This window comes from Seminibacterium arietis (assembly GCF_042675725.1).
Classification (GTDB): Bacteria; Pseudomonadota; Gammaproteobacteria; order Enterobacterales; family Pasteurellaceae; genus Seminibacterium; species Seminibacterium arietis.
Map to the genome: position 1 here is coordinate 26,118 of NZ_JBHTJN010000010.1, position 15,347 is coordinate 41,464.

Here is a 15,347-nt window from a genome sequence, read left to right on the forward strand (position 1 = left end):
ATGTTATCATCAAATGTGATCAAACTTCTAAATGATCAAATGAATTTAGAGTTTTATTCATCAAACTTGTATTTACAAATGAGTGCATGGTGTGAACAAAAAGGCTTTAATGGAGCTGCTCAATTTTTATCTGCTCATGCTGCCGAAGAAATGCAACATATGCGTAACTTGTTCACTTATCTAAATGAAACAGGTGCATTGGCTACAATTGAGGCTATTAATGAACCGCCTTGTGAATTTAATTCTTTAAAAGACGTTATGGAGCAAACTTACCAACACGAAAAATTAATTACTGCAAAAATTAATGAATTAGTTGGTAAAACTTTTGAAGAAAAAGATTATTCTGCTTTCAATTTCTTACAATGGTATGTTGCTGAACAGCATGAAGAAGAAAAATTATTTAGCAGTATTTTAGACAAATTAAATCTTCTTGGTGATGATGGTAAAGGTTTATTCTTGGTAGACAAAGAGTTAGCTACATTAGCAACTACTAATACTAAATAGCTATAAAGCAGGTATGAGTCACACATGCCAGCTTTAGTCTAAATTTTTACTGTTTGTTTTTTATCAATTTCAGTAAAAACAGTATGTTGGTGGCGATCAGGTTCATCATGACAGCTACGACTAATAAAAGCGGCTACCAATATACAAAGTGTAATAATAATTTGAATTAAACGCTTTTTAGTCAGCTTTTCTGTCGCCATATTATGTTACTCTTTTGTCTTTTTTAATGATTAAAAACTTCTTAAGTTTACTATTTAATGTTATCATTTATTGAGTTAGATCAATTTTACATGCTATTTTCTCTATTTGAATTTTGAGGATTAAATGGAAATTTTATCAAGAGGCGATACCAAAATCGGGCGACGTATTCAATCTGGTGGCTGTGCTATCCATTGTCAAGATTGTAGTATTAGCCAGCTTTGCATTCCTTTTACATTAAACGAACATGAGTTAGATCAGCTTGATAATATCATTGAACGCAAAAAACCAATACAAAAATCTCAAGTTCTATTTAAAGCTGGTGACGAATTAACTTCTCTTTATGCTATTAGATCAGGAACAATTAAATCTTATACTATTAGTGAAACAGGGGAAGAGCAAATTACTTCTTTTCATCTACCTGGTGATTTAGTAGGTTTCGATGCTATTAATAATATGTGTCATCCTAGTTTTGCACAAGCACTAGAAACGTCAATGGTGTGTGAAATACCTTTTGATGTCTTAGATGATTTGTCTGGGAAAATGCCAAAACTACGTCTACAAATAATGCGTCTAATGAGTAGTGAAATTAAAAGCGATCAAGAAATGATTCTATTGCTGTCAAAAATGAATGCAGAAGAACGTCTTGCTGCTTTTATCCATAATTTATCATGTCGTTATTCTGCTCGAGGATTTTCAGCTCGTGAATTTCGTTTAACCATGACGAGAGGTGATATAGGTAACTATTTAGGCTTAACTGTTGAAACTATCAGCCGTCTACTGGGGCGTTTTCAAAAAATTGGACTGCTTACTGTGCAAGGAAAATATATTACTATCAACAATATTCCTGAACTAGCTGAACTCGCTGGTAGCACAAAATCAAAACAAGACTAAATAAATGCATCATATTCTCTTCCGCACTTAGTGAAAGTGCGGAAAATTACTTTTGTATTACTAAAAATTCTACTAAGTTCACGTTTTTATTAACTCATACTTGTCATTTCAACAAATCTTTTCTATGCTATTAACTGCTGACATAAGACTACGGAGCTTTTATGAAGTTTAATAATATTCTTGTTGTTCTCAATCCAGAGAATGAAAAACAATACGCTCTCGCTAGAGCTGTCCGTTTAGTAAAAGAACAGAAAAGCGAAACTAAAGTAAAAATTACTACCTTTATGGCGGTTTATGACCTTTCTTATGAAATGTCTGCTTTGCTTTCTTCTGAAGAACGAGAAAATATGCACAAAGGCGTTATTGAGCAACGCCAAAAAGCCATTGTTCCTTACCTTGAAAAGTACGCTGATCCTAATATTGATTTTGATTCTATTGTAGTTTGGAATAGTAATGAAGCTGAAGCCATCAGTAAAGAAGTTGAGCAAAATCACTATAATTTGGTTGTGAAATATACTCAAGAGCAAGAGAGCTTAACATCTCTTATTTTTACTCCAATGGATTGGCAATTACTGCGTAAATGTACTGCACCAATTATGATCGTAAAAGACGGCGATTGGAAACACCAACGACGAATTCTCATTGCTGTTAATGTAGCAGATGAAGAAGATAATCATTGTATATTTAATGATGAACTTGTCACCTTGGGTATTGATTTAGCTGATATTTTAGAACGAGGCAATGTTCATCTTGTTACTGCTTATCCGCCAACGCCAATTAATATGGCGATTGATTTGCCAGAATTTAATACAACAGAATACGATGATAGTATTCGTAGTCAATATCTGATTAACATGAAAGCTTTGCGTCAAAAATTCGGTATTGATGAAGATCATACTCATGTTCTTGAAGGGTTCCCAGAAGAAGTTATTCCAAAAGTCGCTGAAGAAATTGGTGCTGAAATGGTAGTTTTAGGTACTATTGGTCGCACAGGTTTATCAGCTGCTTTTTTAGGAAACACTGCAGAACACGTTATCAGTAAATTAAATTGTAACCTACTTGCAATTAAGCCAAGTCAAAAATCTTAAAGTAAAAATACCTCAAGAGGAGTAGTTGCTAACTACTCTTCTTTTTTGGTATCAAATTCTCATTTTGAAAATATCGAAGACATCATTATTAGACTAAATTTAACTTGCGGAGAAAAAATATAAAAAAAAGTTCTTGAATATACTATTATCAAGAACTTTTTTCATAACCTTTTAATTTGGTGCTCTGAGCGAGACTTGAACTCGCACGTCCTACGGACACTACCCCCTCAAGATAGCGTGTCTACCAATTCCACCATCAGAGCAAGAAATAAATTTTATTGCGGAATATCTGTATTTTTTTGTTCAACCGCTGGAGCAACTTTAGACTCTTTTTGCTGTTCAATTTTTTCAGCTACATGAGATAAATCATCAAATGCACTTTTTTGAGTATTATTACTATGCGAATTAATGTTACCAATCGTTAAACTGATTAGAAAAAATATCGTAGCTAAGATAGCTGTCATTTTAGATAAGAAGTTACTGGCACCAGCTGAACCAAATATTGTACCAGACGCACCACCGCCAAATGAAGCTCCAGCATTTGCACCTTTTCCTTGTTGAAGTAAAATAAATATAATAAGTGCAATAGATACTAATAAATAAATAATTAATAGTGCTTGATACATTATTTTCTGTTCTCTTCTTTTTATACAAACAACTTCAAACTAGATTGCGGATATTATCGAAACTCTGTTATATAAGCAAGTAATTTTTGATAGCTCAACTCTAGTTGTTTTAATTTTAAACAACCAAACTTGTATTTTTACTACCGCACTTTAATTATCCTTTTATTTTACCGATGTTGTAATTGAAGTTAATTTACGCAATGTAGCAAAATCAACATGCTCGATCAAATCAGGCAACATCGCAGTTAACATCGCCATAAAAGATTGATAATTAGCCTGTTTTCGGCTGATGCGATCTAATTGAGCTTCCCAGTGAGCTGTCATATCAGGTAAAGTAGCAATTTTAGGCAATGCCTGAATAAGAATCCGTCCAGCTTCTGTACTATGAATATTTTTTCCTTTTTTGGACAAAAAACCACGCTTAAATAATAACTCAATGATTCCCGCTCTAGTCGCTTCTGTGCCTATCCCATCTGTGTCTCGTAAAATCTCTTTTAATTTTTTATCCTTCACAAAACGAGCAATACCTGTCATTGCAGATAATAATGTTGCATCAGTAAAGTGCTTGGGTGGTTGTGTTTTTTTAGTCATTATTTCGCCTTTTTCACAATACAAAATCTGCCCTTTTTCCACAACAGGTAAGGGTGATTCTAACTGTTCGTGCTCATCCTCTTTACCTAGTAATTGCTTCCAGCCTGCAATCTGTAAATTTCGAGCTTGAGCGATAAAAGTACCTCTCGCAATATCTAAAGTAATTTTACTTTTACGATATTCTGCATCAGGACAAAATTGCATCAAATATTGTCGAGCAATTAACGCATAAATATGTTGTTCTCTTACTGTTAACTCAGTACGTGTTGTTTTTGCTGTTGGAATAATCCCATGATGAGCTTCTACTTTCTTATCATTCCATGCCCTATTCATTTGTTCAGAATTAACAATTTGAGGAAGATTAGCATACTCTTCAAGCTGTATTGTAATTGCTTTTAACACATTATGACGATCGGCAAAATGGTCTTGAGGCAAATATCGACAATCAGAACGGGGATAAGTAATTAATCTATGTGTTTCATAGAGTCTTTGGCAACAATCTAGCACCTCTTTAGCCGACAAGCCATAACGCTTTGCCGCATCAATTTGCAATGCTGACAAAGAATAAGGTAATGGTGCGGTTTCTTTTTCTCTCTTATCGCTATATTCTGTCACTTTTGCATGTTTTTGGGTAATGCGTTTTACTACGCTTTCAGCAAGTGCCTTCGATAGCACTCGCCCATCCTCATCTTGATAGTCTTCACAAGCTTTACTTGGTTTCCAAAGTGCGGTGAATTTTTGTGGTGGATTGTCTTCTGTTCGAACAAACGCTAACACTTCAAAAAAATCTTTTGATTGAAAATTTTCGATTTCTAAATCTCGCCGAACAACCAGCCCTAAAACAGGTGTTTGCACACGCCCTACAGAAAGTACGCCTTGATAGCCTGCTTGCTTCCCTCGAATAGTGTAAGCTCTTGTCATGTTTATGCCGTAAAGCCAATCAGCTCTAGCTCGAGCTAAAGCTGATGTCGCTAGAGGAATAAAATTATTATTAAGTTGTAATTTATTTATCGCTTTTTCTACCGCAGTTGGATTCAAATCACTAATCAAGCAACGTAAAATTCGAGCTTTCTGCTCTGTATTCAATCCCACGTAATTAAATACTTCATCAACTAAAAGCTGTCCTTCTCGATCTGGGTCACCCGCATTAATTAACTCATCTGCTTGATGAATTAACCGCTCAACAATATCTAACTGCTTTTTTACCTCTTTTCGTGGAATTAATTGCCATTTTTGAGGAATAATTGGTAAATGTTCTAGTCGCCAATTTTTAAATTTAGGGTCATAAACCTCTGGTGTAGCTTGTTCTAATAAATGACCAACGCACCAAGTAACATAATCATTCGCACCACATTTGATAAAACCATCTTCTCGTTTGTGGGGCTTAGGTAATACTTCTGCAATTGCTCTAGCAAGGCTAGGTTTTTCCGCTACAAATAATCGCATAACTCTAATCGTATTATTTCATCTCATCTTAAAATCGCTAATTTTATCACAAATTTATGTATTCCAAATTTATTAATTTTTCGCTAAAATGCGGAAGTTTTTTGATTAGTCAACAATGGAAAAAATTATGTTTGGAAAAGGCGGATTAGGTAATTTAATGAAACAAGCTCAACAAATGCAAGATCGGATGCAAAAAATGCAAGAAGAAATCGCACAGTTAGAAGTTTGTGGAGAAGCGGGTGCAGGTCTAGTTAAAGTCACTATTAATGGGGGGCATAATTGTCGCCGTGTTGAAATTGATCCTACTTTAATGGAAGACGATAAAGAAATGCTAGAAGACTTAATTGCTGCGGCATTTAATGATGCAATACGCCGTGCAGAAGAATTGCAGAAAGAAAAAATGGCTTCTGTCACTGCAGGCATGTCTTTACCACCAGGCTTTAAAATGCCTTTTTAATCACTGATATTGCAAATTTCGTACCGCACTTAAATTGAAGCCATACTAATTTGAAAGTGCGGTTGATTTTTACTTAAAAAATTATGCAAAGTAGCCCCCTTTTAGAAAATTTAATTGAATCACTTCGTTGTTTGCCTGGTGTTGGTCCTAAATCAGCACAACGTATGGCATATCATCTTTTGCAACGAAATCGCAGTGGCGGAATGGAACTTGCTCGCTCGCTAACAGCCGCAATGTCACAAATAGGTCATTGTCAACATTGTCGCACCTTCACTGAAGAAGATTCATGTAATATTTGTAATAATCCAAGACGTCAATCCTCTGGACTATTATGTGTTGTCGAACAACCTTCTGATATTCAAGCAATCGAACAAACAGGACAATTTTCAGGACGTTATTTTGTACTAATGGGGCATTTATCCCCTTTAGATGGTATAGGTCCAAAAGAAATTGGCTTAGACTTGTTACATAAAAGATTGCAAAACGAAAAATTTACAGAAGTAATTCTAGCTACGAATCCTACTGTTGAGGGCGATGCTACTGCCAATTACATCGCTGAACTTTGTGTCGAACAAGGCATCAAAGTCAGCCGTATCGCACATGGAATTCCTGTTGGTGGCGAACTAGAAATGGTCGACGGTACAACACTGACCCATTCTTTTCTAGGTCGTAGAGAAATTCATTACTAAATCTTCACAGCTAATGATCATAAAAAACGACCAGTACTAAAAATCTTGGGGGTAAGATTATAAGATGTACTGGTCTTCAAAATTAGGTATTTTATTAAATACGTGATACCATTATATTATTTTTAATATAACGATCAAGAGAATAATCTTATTTTCATGATAATTTTATACATTTTTCGTTATCTCCATAAGATTTTGTTTCAACGTCCAACTAAATGAGGAAGATATTATGACAATTAGTGCAAGAAACCAACTTTCTGCAACGGTAAAATCCATTAAAAAAGGCGTGTCTAACGATGTAATCGAACTACTTTTAGGAGATAGTCAAACTTTATATTCCGTAATTACATCAGAAAGCACTCAAAACCTAGAATTAGCTATTGGTAAATCCGTATTCGCAATTTTTAAAGCTCCATCAGTGATTTTGACTACAGATACCGATCTGATTTTATCTTCTCGAAACCAATTACAAGGTGAAGTAGTACAAATTATAGAAGGTGCAGTAAATGCTGAAGTTATTGTTAAAACACAAGGAAATGTAGAAATTGCAGCCATTATTACTGAGGCAAGTTTAAAAAGCTTAGCATTGCAGGTAGGGACGAAAGTAACTGCGATGATTAAGGCATCATCAGTAATTATTGGAGCAAAAAAAGCTCATTAAGCATAGTAAAAATGTTACTTTTTTCTATTTAATTAAAAGAGCGGTGGAAATTTTGAAAGTTTCGACCGCTCTTTCATGAGAAATTATTTTATTTGATTAAGCAAAAATTGCATTAATAACCGCACAGGACGACCTGTCGCACCTTTATTTTCACCTTGCAACCATGCTGTTCCTGCAATATCTAAATGAGCCCAGCGATATTTCTTAGTGAAGTTAGATAAAAATGCTCCAGCAGTAATTGCACCCCCCCAACGCCCACCGATATTAGCGAGATCGGCAAAATTTGATTTTAATTGTTCTTGGTATTCCTCTCCTAGCGGTAAATGCCACGCTTTGTCGTGAGCTTGTTCAGCTGCCTCAAGCAAATCTTTTGCTAAATCATCATCCGTTGACATTAACCCTGAGTGGTGGGCCCCTAAAGCAACTACACAAGCTCCTGTTAATGTTGCAATATCAATTACTAATTCAGGCTTGAAACGTTCAACGTAAGTTAACGCATCACATAATACTAAACGTCCTTCCGCATCAGTATTCAGTACCTCAACGGTCAATCCAGCCATAGTTGTAAGAATATCACCTGGTCGATAAGCATTACCTCCAGGTAAATTTTCACAACCAGCTAATACACCAATTACATTAAGCGGTAATTCCAACTGCGTTAACGCATTCATTACACCAAAAACAGAAGCTGCTCCACACATATCATATTTCATTTCATCCATACCTTCCGCTGGCTTTAATGAAATACCACCTGCATCAAAAGTTAATCCTTTGCCTACTAAAACAATGGGTTTAGCATTTGGATTAGGGTGATTTTTATAAGTCAATATTGACATTTTTGCTTCATTACGACTACCTTGTGATACCGCTAAATATGAATTCATACCTAATTCTGCCATTTGCTCTTCATCAATTGAAGCAAATTGCAACAAAGGAGACGTTTCTGCTAATTTTTTTGCTTGTTCCGCTAAATAATTAGGATTGCACACGTTGGCTGGCATATTACTAAGATCTTTTGCTATTTTTACTCCATTTGCAATAGCTACAGCTTGTTGAATCGCTTGATTAGCTAAATCACGCTGAGCTTGTCCGATGTAAAAACTCACTTCTTTAAGTGCGGTGTTTTTTTCAGTTTTTTTGCTTTTAAATTGTTCAAAAAGATAACCACATTCCTCAATAGTTTCTACTGCAAAGCGTAAGTGCCAATAGAAATCACGGTTTCTCAACGCAATTTCAGTCGTATCTATTACAACGTGAGCACTTTGAGTTTCATTGACAACAGTGATCAACTTGCTAACAATCTGCTTAAATTGGCGTTCATTTAGTTCATTTTTTTTGCCACATCCAACTAAAAATACTCGTTTAGCTTGAATATTTGGTAAATCACGCAAAATAGCCACTTCGCCTTGCTTACCAGAAATTTCTTTAGCGTTAACTAATTGAGTCAAATAGTTTTGTGAAAGTTGATCCAACGCTCTTGCATTAGCAGAAAATTCACTATCTTCAAAAACCGTTATTACAATATCTTGTTGTACTTGAGTAATAGCCACGTTACTAAGAGAATATTTCATTTTTTATCCTTATATTTAAATTACTGCGTTAATTTTAAAAATACGTTATTATATGCTATTCCATTTGGGATAATTAGACTACCCATTTTCACAAAAATAATCAAAAAAGAGTTAGGTGGCAATACAGTGATCTTAAGTAAATATCTCGTTAAAGAGGTTTTCAAAAGTCAAACAGCAATTTTATTTATTCTGCTTCTTATTTTCTTTTGTCAGCAATTAGTTCGCGTACTAGGTTCAGCCGCAAATGGCAAAGTACCAGCCGATTTAGTTATTTTTCTACTCGGCCTTGGCATGCCAACAATGGCACAACTAATGTTGCCTCTATGTTTATTTATCGCATTATTACTCACATTTGGGAGACTTTACGCCGAAAGTGAAATGACCGTAATGCGAGCTTGCGGAATCGGGCAAAATATTTTAGTGCGTTCAGCCCTACTGTTATCTTTACTGACAGCAATACTAGCTGCATACAATGCTTTTTATCTTTCACCTTGGGCAATTCAACAACAGAAAAAAATTGTAGAAGATGCTAAAGCCAACCCAAGCATGAGTGCCTTAGCAGCAGGACAATTCATTTCTACGAACAATAGCAACTATGTATTATTTATCAACGAAATAAAAGATAACACTATTCATGATGTATATTTATTTCAAATGCAGAATAATAAAAATGAAAAGCCTTCTGTTGTTCTCGCTGAACAAGGTAAAATCACTGCATTACCCAATGGTGATCAAATCCTCAATTTCACAAATAGTCGTAGAATCGAAGGCAGTGCCGTACTACCCGATTTTCGTATTGCTCAATTTGATCAATACAACATTTACTTAGGACAACAAACCGCTGACAGCAAAGAACATGACGAAGAAAGTTTTTCTTTTAGTCAACTTTTAAAAGCTGACACACCAGCAGCTTTAGCAGAGTTGCATTGGCGTATAACTATTGTATTGGCTGTACCACTTATGGCATTAATTGCTGTACCTTTAAGTAGAGTTAACCCTCGTCAAGGACGATTTGCAAAAATTTTACCCGCACTTTTACTCTATTTAATATATTTTCTACTACAAAGTTCGTTTAAGTCTGCAGGTACAGCAGACAAATTAAACGCTACTGTATTAATGCCCATAGTAAATATCGTCTTTTTACTGCTCGGCATAATATTAAACAGTTGGCATAGTAGTGCTATGTATAAAATTCGCTATTTTTTCAATCAAAAAAACGGATTTAAAAATAAAGGATAATTGAGATGCTAAATACACTAGACCGTTATATTGGAAAAAATATCTTAACAACAATCTTTGCAGCGTTGCTAATGATAGTTGGCTTATCTGCAATTGTAAAATTTGTCGAACAATTCCGACACGTAGGCAAAGGCTCTTATGATGTATTACAAGCAATACTTTTCACTGTTTTAACTATCCCAAAAGATATTGAAACCGTTTTTCCTATGGCGGCATTACTTGGCGTGCTAATTGCTTTAGGTAACCTTGCTAGTCGAAGCGAATTAATTGTCATGCAAAGTGCTGGATTTTCTCGATTTAAAATTGGGTTATCTGTCATGAAGACAGCACTTCCATTAGTTTTTTTCACGATGTTTATTGGAGAATGGGGAATTCCACAAACTGAACAATTTGCCCGTGATATGCGTTCAAAAGCTATTTCTGGAGGCTCAATGCTATCAGTTAAAAATGGCGTGTGGGCGAAAGATGGTAATAGCTTTATCTATGTAGGACGAATTACTGATGATGTTAAATTAAATGATATTTATATCTATCAATTTGATGATCAACGTCAATTAAAGCAACTCACTCATGCTAATGTAGCTTCATTTGAAAATGGAAAATGGACATTACAACAAGTTAGCCATTCTCAATTATCAGAAGAAAAAATAGATACCACTCATCAAATTAGAGAAGTATGGCAAACTAACTTGACACCAGATAAACTCGGCATTGTTTCTTTGCGTCCTACATCACTTTCAATCTCAGGATTAGCTAATTATATTGATTTTATGAAAGAAACTGGGCAGGATTCAAAACGTTTTGAACTAACTTACTGGAGAAAAATATTTCAGCCCATTTCTGTCAGTGTCATGATGTTACTAGCACTTTCTTTTATTTTTGGACCACTACGCAGCGTTACTGCTGGAGCAAGAATTTTAACGGGTGTTTGTTTTGGATTTTTATTCTACATTATCAATGAAATTTTTGGGCCTTTAAGCCTAGTATATAACATCACACCAATTGCAGGGGCATTAATGCCAAGTTTAGTGTTTATCATTATTATTTGGTGGTTATTAAGTAGAAAACGCAATTAAATCCAACCGCACTTAAGTGTGGTAAAATCGATGAAACTGGCGTTGTTTCGTTCAAACTGTTGAAAATTAAGACAAACAACATAAATAGCTAAATTTCTACTTGCACGAAGATAATATACTCGTATAATAAAGCCCTGTCGTTAAGAACTAATGAAAGTTAAGCGACACATATAAATCAAGCTAATTGAGCTTTGATATTAAAATAAAAGCTCAATGTTCTAATCGCCTGAGTGACGAAATTGGTAGACGTAGCGGATTCAAAATCCGCCGCCCTTAAAAGCGTGTCGGTTCGAGTCCGACCTCAGGCACCATATTAAAGTCTAAATTAAATATTGACAATATCCCCTCAATTCCGCTTCACTTCGTTTATATTGTTTCTACGAGAGGCTGAGATTTTAACTTGTTTTAAATCTTTCATTGATTGTGATTTAACCGTTCTACTAGGAATTTTTTTCATATATTCATTTTTAGTTGATCAAGTTACAGCAGTAAGCATGAAGATAATTTGATTTACAAATTTTGTAACATGCTTTAAATATAATTGGAAGGCAAGAAAGAACTACTTAAAATGGGGAAAATCAATCAGCAATAATTTCTCAGTTTAAGGAGTTGTGTTTCTCAAATTTTGCAGCTAGTTACAGTTCATTATTAAAAATATTAACGTTCCTACTTTATATCTAGCGTTGCTGTTTGTTGTTCTAAATTATAAATATAGTCTAAAATAATGTTTGGCTTTGTAATTATCCCATTTACATTACTAAAGAATTTTCTTTCTAATTCTTCTTTAGAAAGAGGATTATCTCCATTTCCTTTATTTATAAGAATATCTTTCTTAAGGATTTTTCCTGTTTTAAGTTTCACTTCCATATGACCAGGAAAATATTTAGGAAAACCCAATGAAGATCTTTCTTGATAAGATATTTTATTGGCAAAATTTAATATTTCTGGGCGGTGTAAATTTTTATATGATGCTAAAGTAATGTCTCCATCAAAGAACATTAATGCAAGCAGAAATGGCATTGCAAACTTTGCTTCATATTCTGTTTTTGGATTACGTTTTCTTTCTATTGGGGAACAAATAAAGTTAATTGGAACTGTATCAACAAAGCATGTAATATGAATAATATCTTGATCACGAATACCATCTATACGAAGAGATTTTATACAATCAATCAACCCGTGAGCAAAGTGACAGCATGGATAAGGTTTAATTGAAATAGTTAGAATTTCCCAACAGCTACCTAAATTTTTATCTAAACAAGTTATATCAATTTCATTTAGTAATCCAAAGCATTTAAATATATTATCTCTGCCTTCAAATATAGTACTAGGACCTGTAACACCTACTTTAGTAATATGGGCTATAAGAATACTATTTTTGATTACATTTGCAATATGCATTACCTTTGAATTAGATCCATTCGCTAAAAACTCGTTTACACCACTTGCAAAACTACCAGCTAAACCAAAAGCATTTATGATTTGTTCCTTATTCAGATTAAGGATAACTGACATTGAAGCAATTGCTCCGAAAATACCCGCTATTGCAGTAGAATGAAAGCCTCTTTTATGAAAAGTTCCTTTACTTGCACTTCCAACTCTAGCAGCAATTTCCCATCCCACAATAAATGCTTTCAGTATTTTCTTTCCATCAGAGCATTGACTAAATCCATATGTTAAACACAAAGGCGTTAAAATAGCACTTCCATGTAAAATAGCAGATGTATGAGTATCATCAAAATCAAGAATGTGAGAAGATACACCGTTCACCATCGCAGCATAATCAGCAGATAACGAAATAGTTTTGCCCCAAACAGAATATATTCCTTTCGTTGTAAGTTGTTGGATCTAATAATGCTTCAATTTCTGTTTCAGAAAGAAATTCAGTCACTAACTTACTCTCTGTTAGCACCTCTTTAAATGATTTATTAGTTTCTATACCTTGCTTCGAAATTTCGTACACTATTTCATGAGCACGCTGTTTACCATAAAATCTTGATAGTGCAAACATCACTCTTTCAGCCAACACGAATCCTTTTAGTTTATTTAAATTATGTAACATATCCTCTTTATTTACGTTTAAATCAGATAAGACAAATTTCATATTGTCAAGTACAACAGATAACATTAAGAATATTTCTGGAAATAATTTCCATTCCATTTTCCATACTTGTCCATCACGCTCATGCTCGTGGCGTTCAATATCACTTAAGATCGCAAAATTAGCTTTTAGCGTATTACTTACAGTAACTGCATTTTCACTTACTGCTGGATTTCGCTTATGAGGCATTGTTGAACTCCCTACTTGCCCCTTCACAAGGGGTTCTGTAACCTCGTTAAGTTCATTATGAGATAAAAGCAATATTTGGTGAGCAATCTTATTAAATGTTGCGTTGATATTAGAAAGTACATATCCTAACTCAATCAATCTATCTCTAGCTGGTTGCCAAGAAATATCGGGTGTATTTAACTCTAAATTTTTAAGAGTTAGTTGCTCAACTTGATTAGCATTATCTGTTAAGCTTGCTTTTGTACCAACTGCTCCGACAATAGATCCAACGTACAACCTGTTTTCACATTCTAGAAGCCGATCAAAATGGCGGATCAGCTCATCCAACCAAATAGCTGCCTTATGACCAAATGTGATAGGCAATGCTTGTAATGCTAGAGTTCTCCCCATCATCGCTGTATTTTTATGAGATTTTATTAATTTCAATAAATGTTGAGCTATTTCTTTAAGTTCTCTTTTTATAATATTAACACCTTCTCTCAGCTGTAAAATAAGTGCAGTGTCAATAATATCTTGAGTTGTTACACCAAAATGCACAAATTCACCAAATCCAGAATTACACGCTTTTTCTAATCCTCTTATAGTAGGAACGAGAGGATGTTTAGTTTTTTTATATTCTTTAAAAATAAAATCCATATCTAAATTTTTAAAAAATGCTTTATTTACAATCTCTTTTGCGGCTTCTTCAGGAATAATACCTAAACTAGCTTGAGCCTTAGCAAGAGCAGCTTCAACATCAAGCCATTTTTGAATTCTGTTTTCTTCATTAAACACAGCTCGCATTTCTGCGGTACTCCAAGAATCGGCTAATAATTGCATATCAAATACACTAACCATAAATACTCCCTATTTTAAAACATCAAGTGAATTTTTAATGTCCTCAATCAAGTCTTCGGGATCTCCCAATCCAATATGAAACCGAACGAAAACACCACTTTTAGATAGATCTTCTTCTGTTCTCGGCGGAATAGTTTGGGTCGCTAAACTTTCATATCCTCCCCAACTTGCACCAATAGAAAATAATTCTAAGTTATCAATAAATTTAATGACGGAATCTTTAGAAATATTCTTATCAAACTCTATAGTAATCATCCCATTAGTGCCTTTATAATCACGCATAAAAATTTCATGATTAAGATGGGATGCTAACTTAGGGTAAAAAATATTTTTTATTTCAGATCTCGTTTTTAAAAAAGAAACAATTTGATCCGCACTTTGTTCATGTTTATGCATTCTAACTGATAAAGTTCTTATTCCTCTAAGAACAAGATATGCATCATCTGGGCTAGTCGTAAATCCAAACATTTCAGGTAACTTATCAAAATTTTTCCATTCTTTTTGGTTCACAACAGCAATGCCCATTGTCACGTCGGAGTGACCAGAGAGGTATTTTGTTGCTGCAATTACAGAAATATCTGCACCTAATTCAAGAGGGTTTAATAAATATCCACTTGAATACGTGTTATCAATTGCCACTGGAATACTATGTTTATGAGCAATTTCGCAGAGTTTAGGTAAATCAATTACTTCATATAAAATTGAGCCTGAGCTTTCACATAAAATCAATTTTGTATTAGGCTTAATTTTTTGTTCGACATCACTTGCATCTGCTTTTAAAAAATCAATTTCAACATTGATTCTTTTTAGAAAATTATTGCAAATACTTCTTACTGGTCCATAAATTCCATCTGTAATAAGAAAATGAGCATTACTTTCAGCATAATTTAATAACACCATTGCTAATGCCGCAAGTCCTGTTGGAAAAAGCTGAGCTCTATATCCTTTCTCCAGCTTACATACTAATTTTTCAAGTTCAAAATTAGTCGTTGTTCCTCTCGCTCCATAGCTTAAAACTCTTTCAGTTTTTCTTAATTCTCTATATTTTTGCCACGTCGCGTGATCTTTAAATAAAATAGTAGATGCTCTCATTACGGTAGGATTTACTGATCTAACTTCTAAAGATTGATCACCTCGACCAAAGTGAATTAATGTAGTATCTGTTTTCATATGTACTCTC

15 protein-coding genes and 2 tRNA genes are annotated in these 15,347 nt (G+C 34.3%); 9 read left to right on the forward strand and 8 right to left on the reverse strand.

Annotation, left to right across the window (positions count from 1 at the left end; genetic code table 11):
- Nucleotides 1-504: a non-heme ferritin gene (gene ftnA / locus ACFQ02_RS05360; protein WP_380820251.1), complete on the forward strand. Its 504-nt coding sequence runs from the start codon at nt 1-3 to the stop codon at nt 502-504.
- Between the two features lie 38 nt (nt 505-542).
- Here ftnA and ACFQ02_RS05365 read toward each other — a convergent pair whose 3' ends face one another.
- Entirely contained in the window at nt 543-704 is a 162-nt protein-coding gene (locus tag ACFQ02_RS05365; RefSeq protein ID WP_380820255.1) for a hypothetical protein, read from the reverse strand.
- A 124-nt stretch (nt 705-828) separates the two neighbouring features.
- On the opposite strand from ACFQ02_RS05365, the gene ACFQ02_RS05370 reads away from it, so the two are divergent.
- A complete protein-coding gene (locus ACFQ02_RS05370) occupies nt 829-1,596 on the forward strand; it encodes an FNR family transcription factor (RefSeq protein ID WP_380820257.1) in 768 nt (255 codons plus the stop codon).
- A 161-nt stretch (nt 1,597-1,757) separates the two neighbouring features.
- Complete coding sequence (gene uspE, locus ACFQ02_RS05375) at nt 1,758-2,684, forward strand: universal stress protein UspE (RefSeq protein ID WP_380820259.1); 927 nt, start codon at nt 1,758-1,760, stop codon at nt 2,682-2,684.
- 177 nt (nt 2,685-2,861) lie between these two features.
- Here the strand turns inward: uspE and ACFQ02_RS05380 are convergent.
- The 3 genes from ACFQ02_RS05380 to ACFQ02_RS05390 all read right to left on the reverse strand — a co-directional run bounded on the left by ACFQ02_RS05380 (nt 2,862) and on the right by ACFQ02_RS05390 (nt 5,347).
- Nucleotides 2,862-2,947, reverse strand: a tRNA-Leu gene (locus ACFQ02_RS05380).
- Between the two features lie 12 nt (nt 2,948-2,959).
- Nucleotides 2,960-3,310, reverse strand: coding sequence for a preprotein translocase subunit SecG (gene secG, locus ACFQ02_RS05385; protein WP_380820261.1), 351 nt, complete (start codon nt 3,308-3,310; stop codon nt 2,960-2,962).
- A gap of 162 nt (nt 3,311-3,472) precedes the next feature.
- Nucleotides 3,473-5,347: a DNA topoisomerase III gene (locus ACFQ02_RS05390; protein WP_380820263.1), complete on the reverse strand. Its 1,875-nt coding sequence runs from the start codon at nt 5,345-5,347 to the stop codon at nt 3,473-3,475.
- A 127-nt stretch (nt 5,348-5,474) separates the two neighbouring features.
- Between ACFQ02_RS05390 and ACFQ02_RS05395 the strand changes: the two genes are divergently transcribed.
- The 3 genes from ACFQ02_RS05395 to ACFQ02_RS05405 all read left to right on the forward strand — a co-directional run bounded on the left by ACFQ02_RS05395 (nt 5,475) and on the right by ACFQ02_RS05405 (nt 7,154).
- The gene (locus ACFQ02_RS05395; RefSeq protein WP_380820265.1) at nt 5,475-5,804 is read left to right on the forward strand and encodes a YbaB/EbfC family nucleoid-associated protein; all 330 of its coding nucleotides are present in this window, start codon (nt 5,475-5,477) and stop codon (nt 5,802-5,804) included.
- 83 nt (nt 5,805-5,887) lie between these two features.
- Nucleotides 5,888-6,493, forward strand: coding sequence for a recombination mediator RecR (gene recR, locus ACFQ02_RS05400; RefSeq protein ID WP_380820267.1), 606 nt, complete (start codon nt 5,888-5,890; stop codon nt 6,491-6,493).
- A gap of 229 nt (nt 6,494-6,722) precedes the next feature.
- On the forward strand, nt 6,723-7,154 hold the full coding sequence (locus ACFQ02_RS05405) for a TOBE domain-containing protein (RefSeq protein WP_380820269.1): 432 nt from the start codon (nt 6,723-6,725) through the stop codon (nt 7,152-7,154).
- 83 nt (nt 7,155-7,237) lie between these two features.
- Here ACFQ02_RS05405 and ACFQ02_RS05410 read toward each other — a convergent pair whose 3' ends face one another.
- Complete coding sequence (locus ACFQ02_RS05410; RefSeq protein ID WP_380820271.1) at nt 7,238-8,725, reverse strand: leucyl aminopeptidase; 1,488 nt, start codon at nt 8,723-8,725, stop codon at nt 7,238-7,240.
- A gap of 126 nt (nt 8,726-8,851) precedes the next feature.
- Between ACFQ02_RS05410 and lptF the strand changes: the two genes are divergently transcribed.
- The 3 genes from lptF (at nt 8,852) to ACFQ02_RS05425 (ending at nt 11,351) form a co-directional block, all read left to right on the forward strand.
- Nucleotides 8,852-9,964, forward strand: a complete 1,113-nt coding sequence (lptF, locus tag ACFQ02_RS05415) for an LPS export ABC transporter permease LptF (RefSeq protein WP_380820273.1) — start codon at nt 8,852-8,854, stop codon at nt 9,962-9,964.
- Between the two features lie 5 nt (nt 9,965-9,969).
- Complete coding sequence (lptG, locus tag ACFQ02_RS05420) at nt 9,970-11,040, forward strand: LPS export ABC transporter permease LptG (protein WP_380820275.1); 1,071 nt, start codon at nt 9,970-9,972, stop codon at nt 11,038-11,040.
- Nucleotides 11,041-11,264: 224 nt separating this feature from the next.
- Nucleotides 11,265-11,351 (forward strand) — tRNA-Leu (locus ACFQ02_RS05425).
- A 355-nt stretch (nt 11,352-11,706) separates the two neighbouring features.
- On the opposite strand, the gene ACFQ02_RS05430 is transcribed toward ACFQ02_RS05425, so the two are convergent.
- The 3 genes from ACFQ02_RS05430 to ACFQ02_RS05440 are packed head-to-tail and all read right to left on the reverse strand — an operon-like array spanning nt 11,707 to nt 15,337.
- Nucleotides 11,707-12,888, reverse strand: a complete 1,182-nt coding sequence (locus ACFQ02_RS05430; protein WP_380820363.1) for an MmgE/PrpD family protein — start codon at nt 12,886-12,888, stop codon at nt 11,707-11,709.
- Nucleotides 12,824-14,167 carry an adenylosuccinate lyase gene (purB, locus tag ACFQ02_RS05435; protein ID WP_380820277.1) on the reverse strand — a complete coding sequence of 448 codons (1,344 nt, stop codon included), beginning with the start codon at nt 14,165-14,167 and terminating at the stop codon, nt 12,824-12,826. Before purB ends, ACFQ02_RS05430 begins: the two co-directional genes overlap by 65 nt.
- A gap of 9 nt (nt 14,168-14,176) precedes the next feature.
- Complete coding sequence (locus ACFQ02_RS05440) at nt 14,177-15,337, reverse strand: trans-sulfuration enzyme family protein (RefSeq protein WP_380820280.1); 1,161 nt, start codon at nt 15,335-15,337, stop codon at nt 14,177-14,179.
- Nucleotides 15,338-15,347 lie beyond the last annotated feature (10 nt).

What these genes read in the sequence shown, in the direction of transcription:
- ftnA (WP_380820251.1), top strand. Translation starts at nt 1, where the DNA reads ATGTTATCATCAAATGTGATCAAACTTCTAAATGATCAAATGAATTTA.
- ACFQ02_RS05365 (WP_380820255.1), bottom strand. Translation starts at nt 704, where the DNA reads ATGGCGACAGAAAAGCTGACTAAAAAGCGTTTAATTCAAATTATTATT.
- ACFQ02_RS05370 (WP_380820257.1), top strand. Translation starts at nt 829, where the DNA reads ATGGAAATTTTATCAAGAGGCGATACCAAAATCGGGCGACGTATTCAA.
- uspE (WP_380820259.1), top strand. Translation starts at nt 1,758, where the DNA reads ATGAAGTTTAATAATATTCTTGTTGTTCTCAATCCAGAGAATGAAAAA.
- secG (WP_380820261.1), bottom strand. Translation starts at nt 3,310, where the DNA reads ATGTATCAAGCACTATTAATTATTTATTTATTAGTATCTATTGCACTT.
- ACFQ02_RS05390 (WP_380820263.1), bottom strand. Translation starts at nt 5,347, where the DNA reads ATGCGATTATTTGTAGCGGAAAAACCTAGCCTTGCTAGAGCAATTGCA.
- ACFQ02_RS05395 (WP_380820265.1), top strand. Translation starts at nt 5,475, where the DNA reads ATGTTTGGAAAAGGCGGATTAGGTAATTTAATGAAACAAGCTCAACAA.
- recR (WP_380820267.1), top strand. Translation starts at nt 5,888, where the DNA reads ATGCAAAGTAGCCCCCTTTTAGAAAATTTAATTGAATCACTTCGTTGT.
- ACFQ02_RS05405 (WP_380820269.1), top strand. Translation starts at nt 6,723, where the DNA reads ATGACAATTAGTGCAAGAAACCAACTTTCTGCAACGGTAAAATCCATT.
- ACFQ02_RS05410 (WP_380820271.1), bottom strand. Translation starts at nt 8,725, where the DNA reads ATGAAATATTCTCTTAGTAACGTGGCTATTACTCAAGTACAACAAGAT.
- lptG (WP_380820275.1), top strand. Translation starts at nt 9,970, where the DNA reads ATGCTAAATACACTAGACCGTTATATTGGAAAAAATATCTTAACAACA.
- purB (WP_380820277.1), bottom strand. Translation starts at nt 14,167, where the DNA reads ATGGTTAGTGTATTTGATATGCAATTATTAGCCGATTCTTGGAGTACC.
- ACFQ02_RS05440 (WP_380820280.1), bottom strand. Translation starts at nt 15,337, where the DNA reads ATGAAAACAGATACTACATTAATTCACTTTGGTCGAGGTGATCAATCT.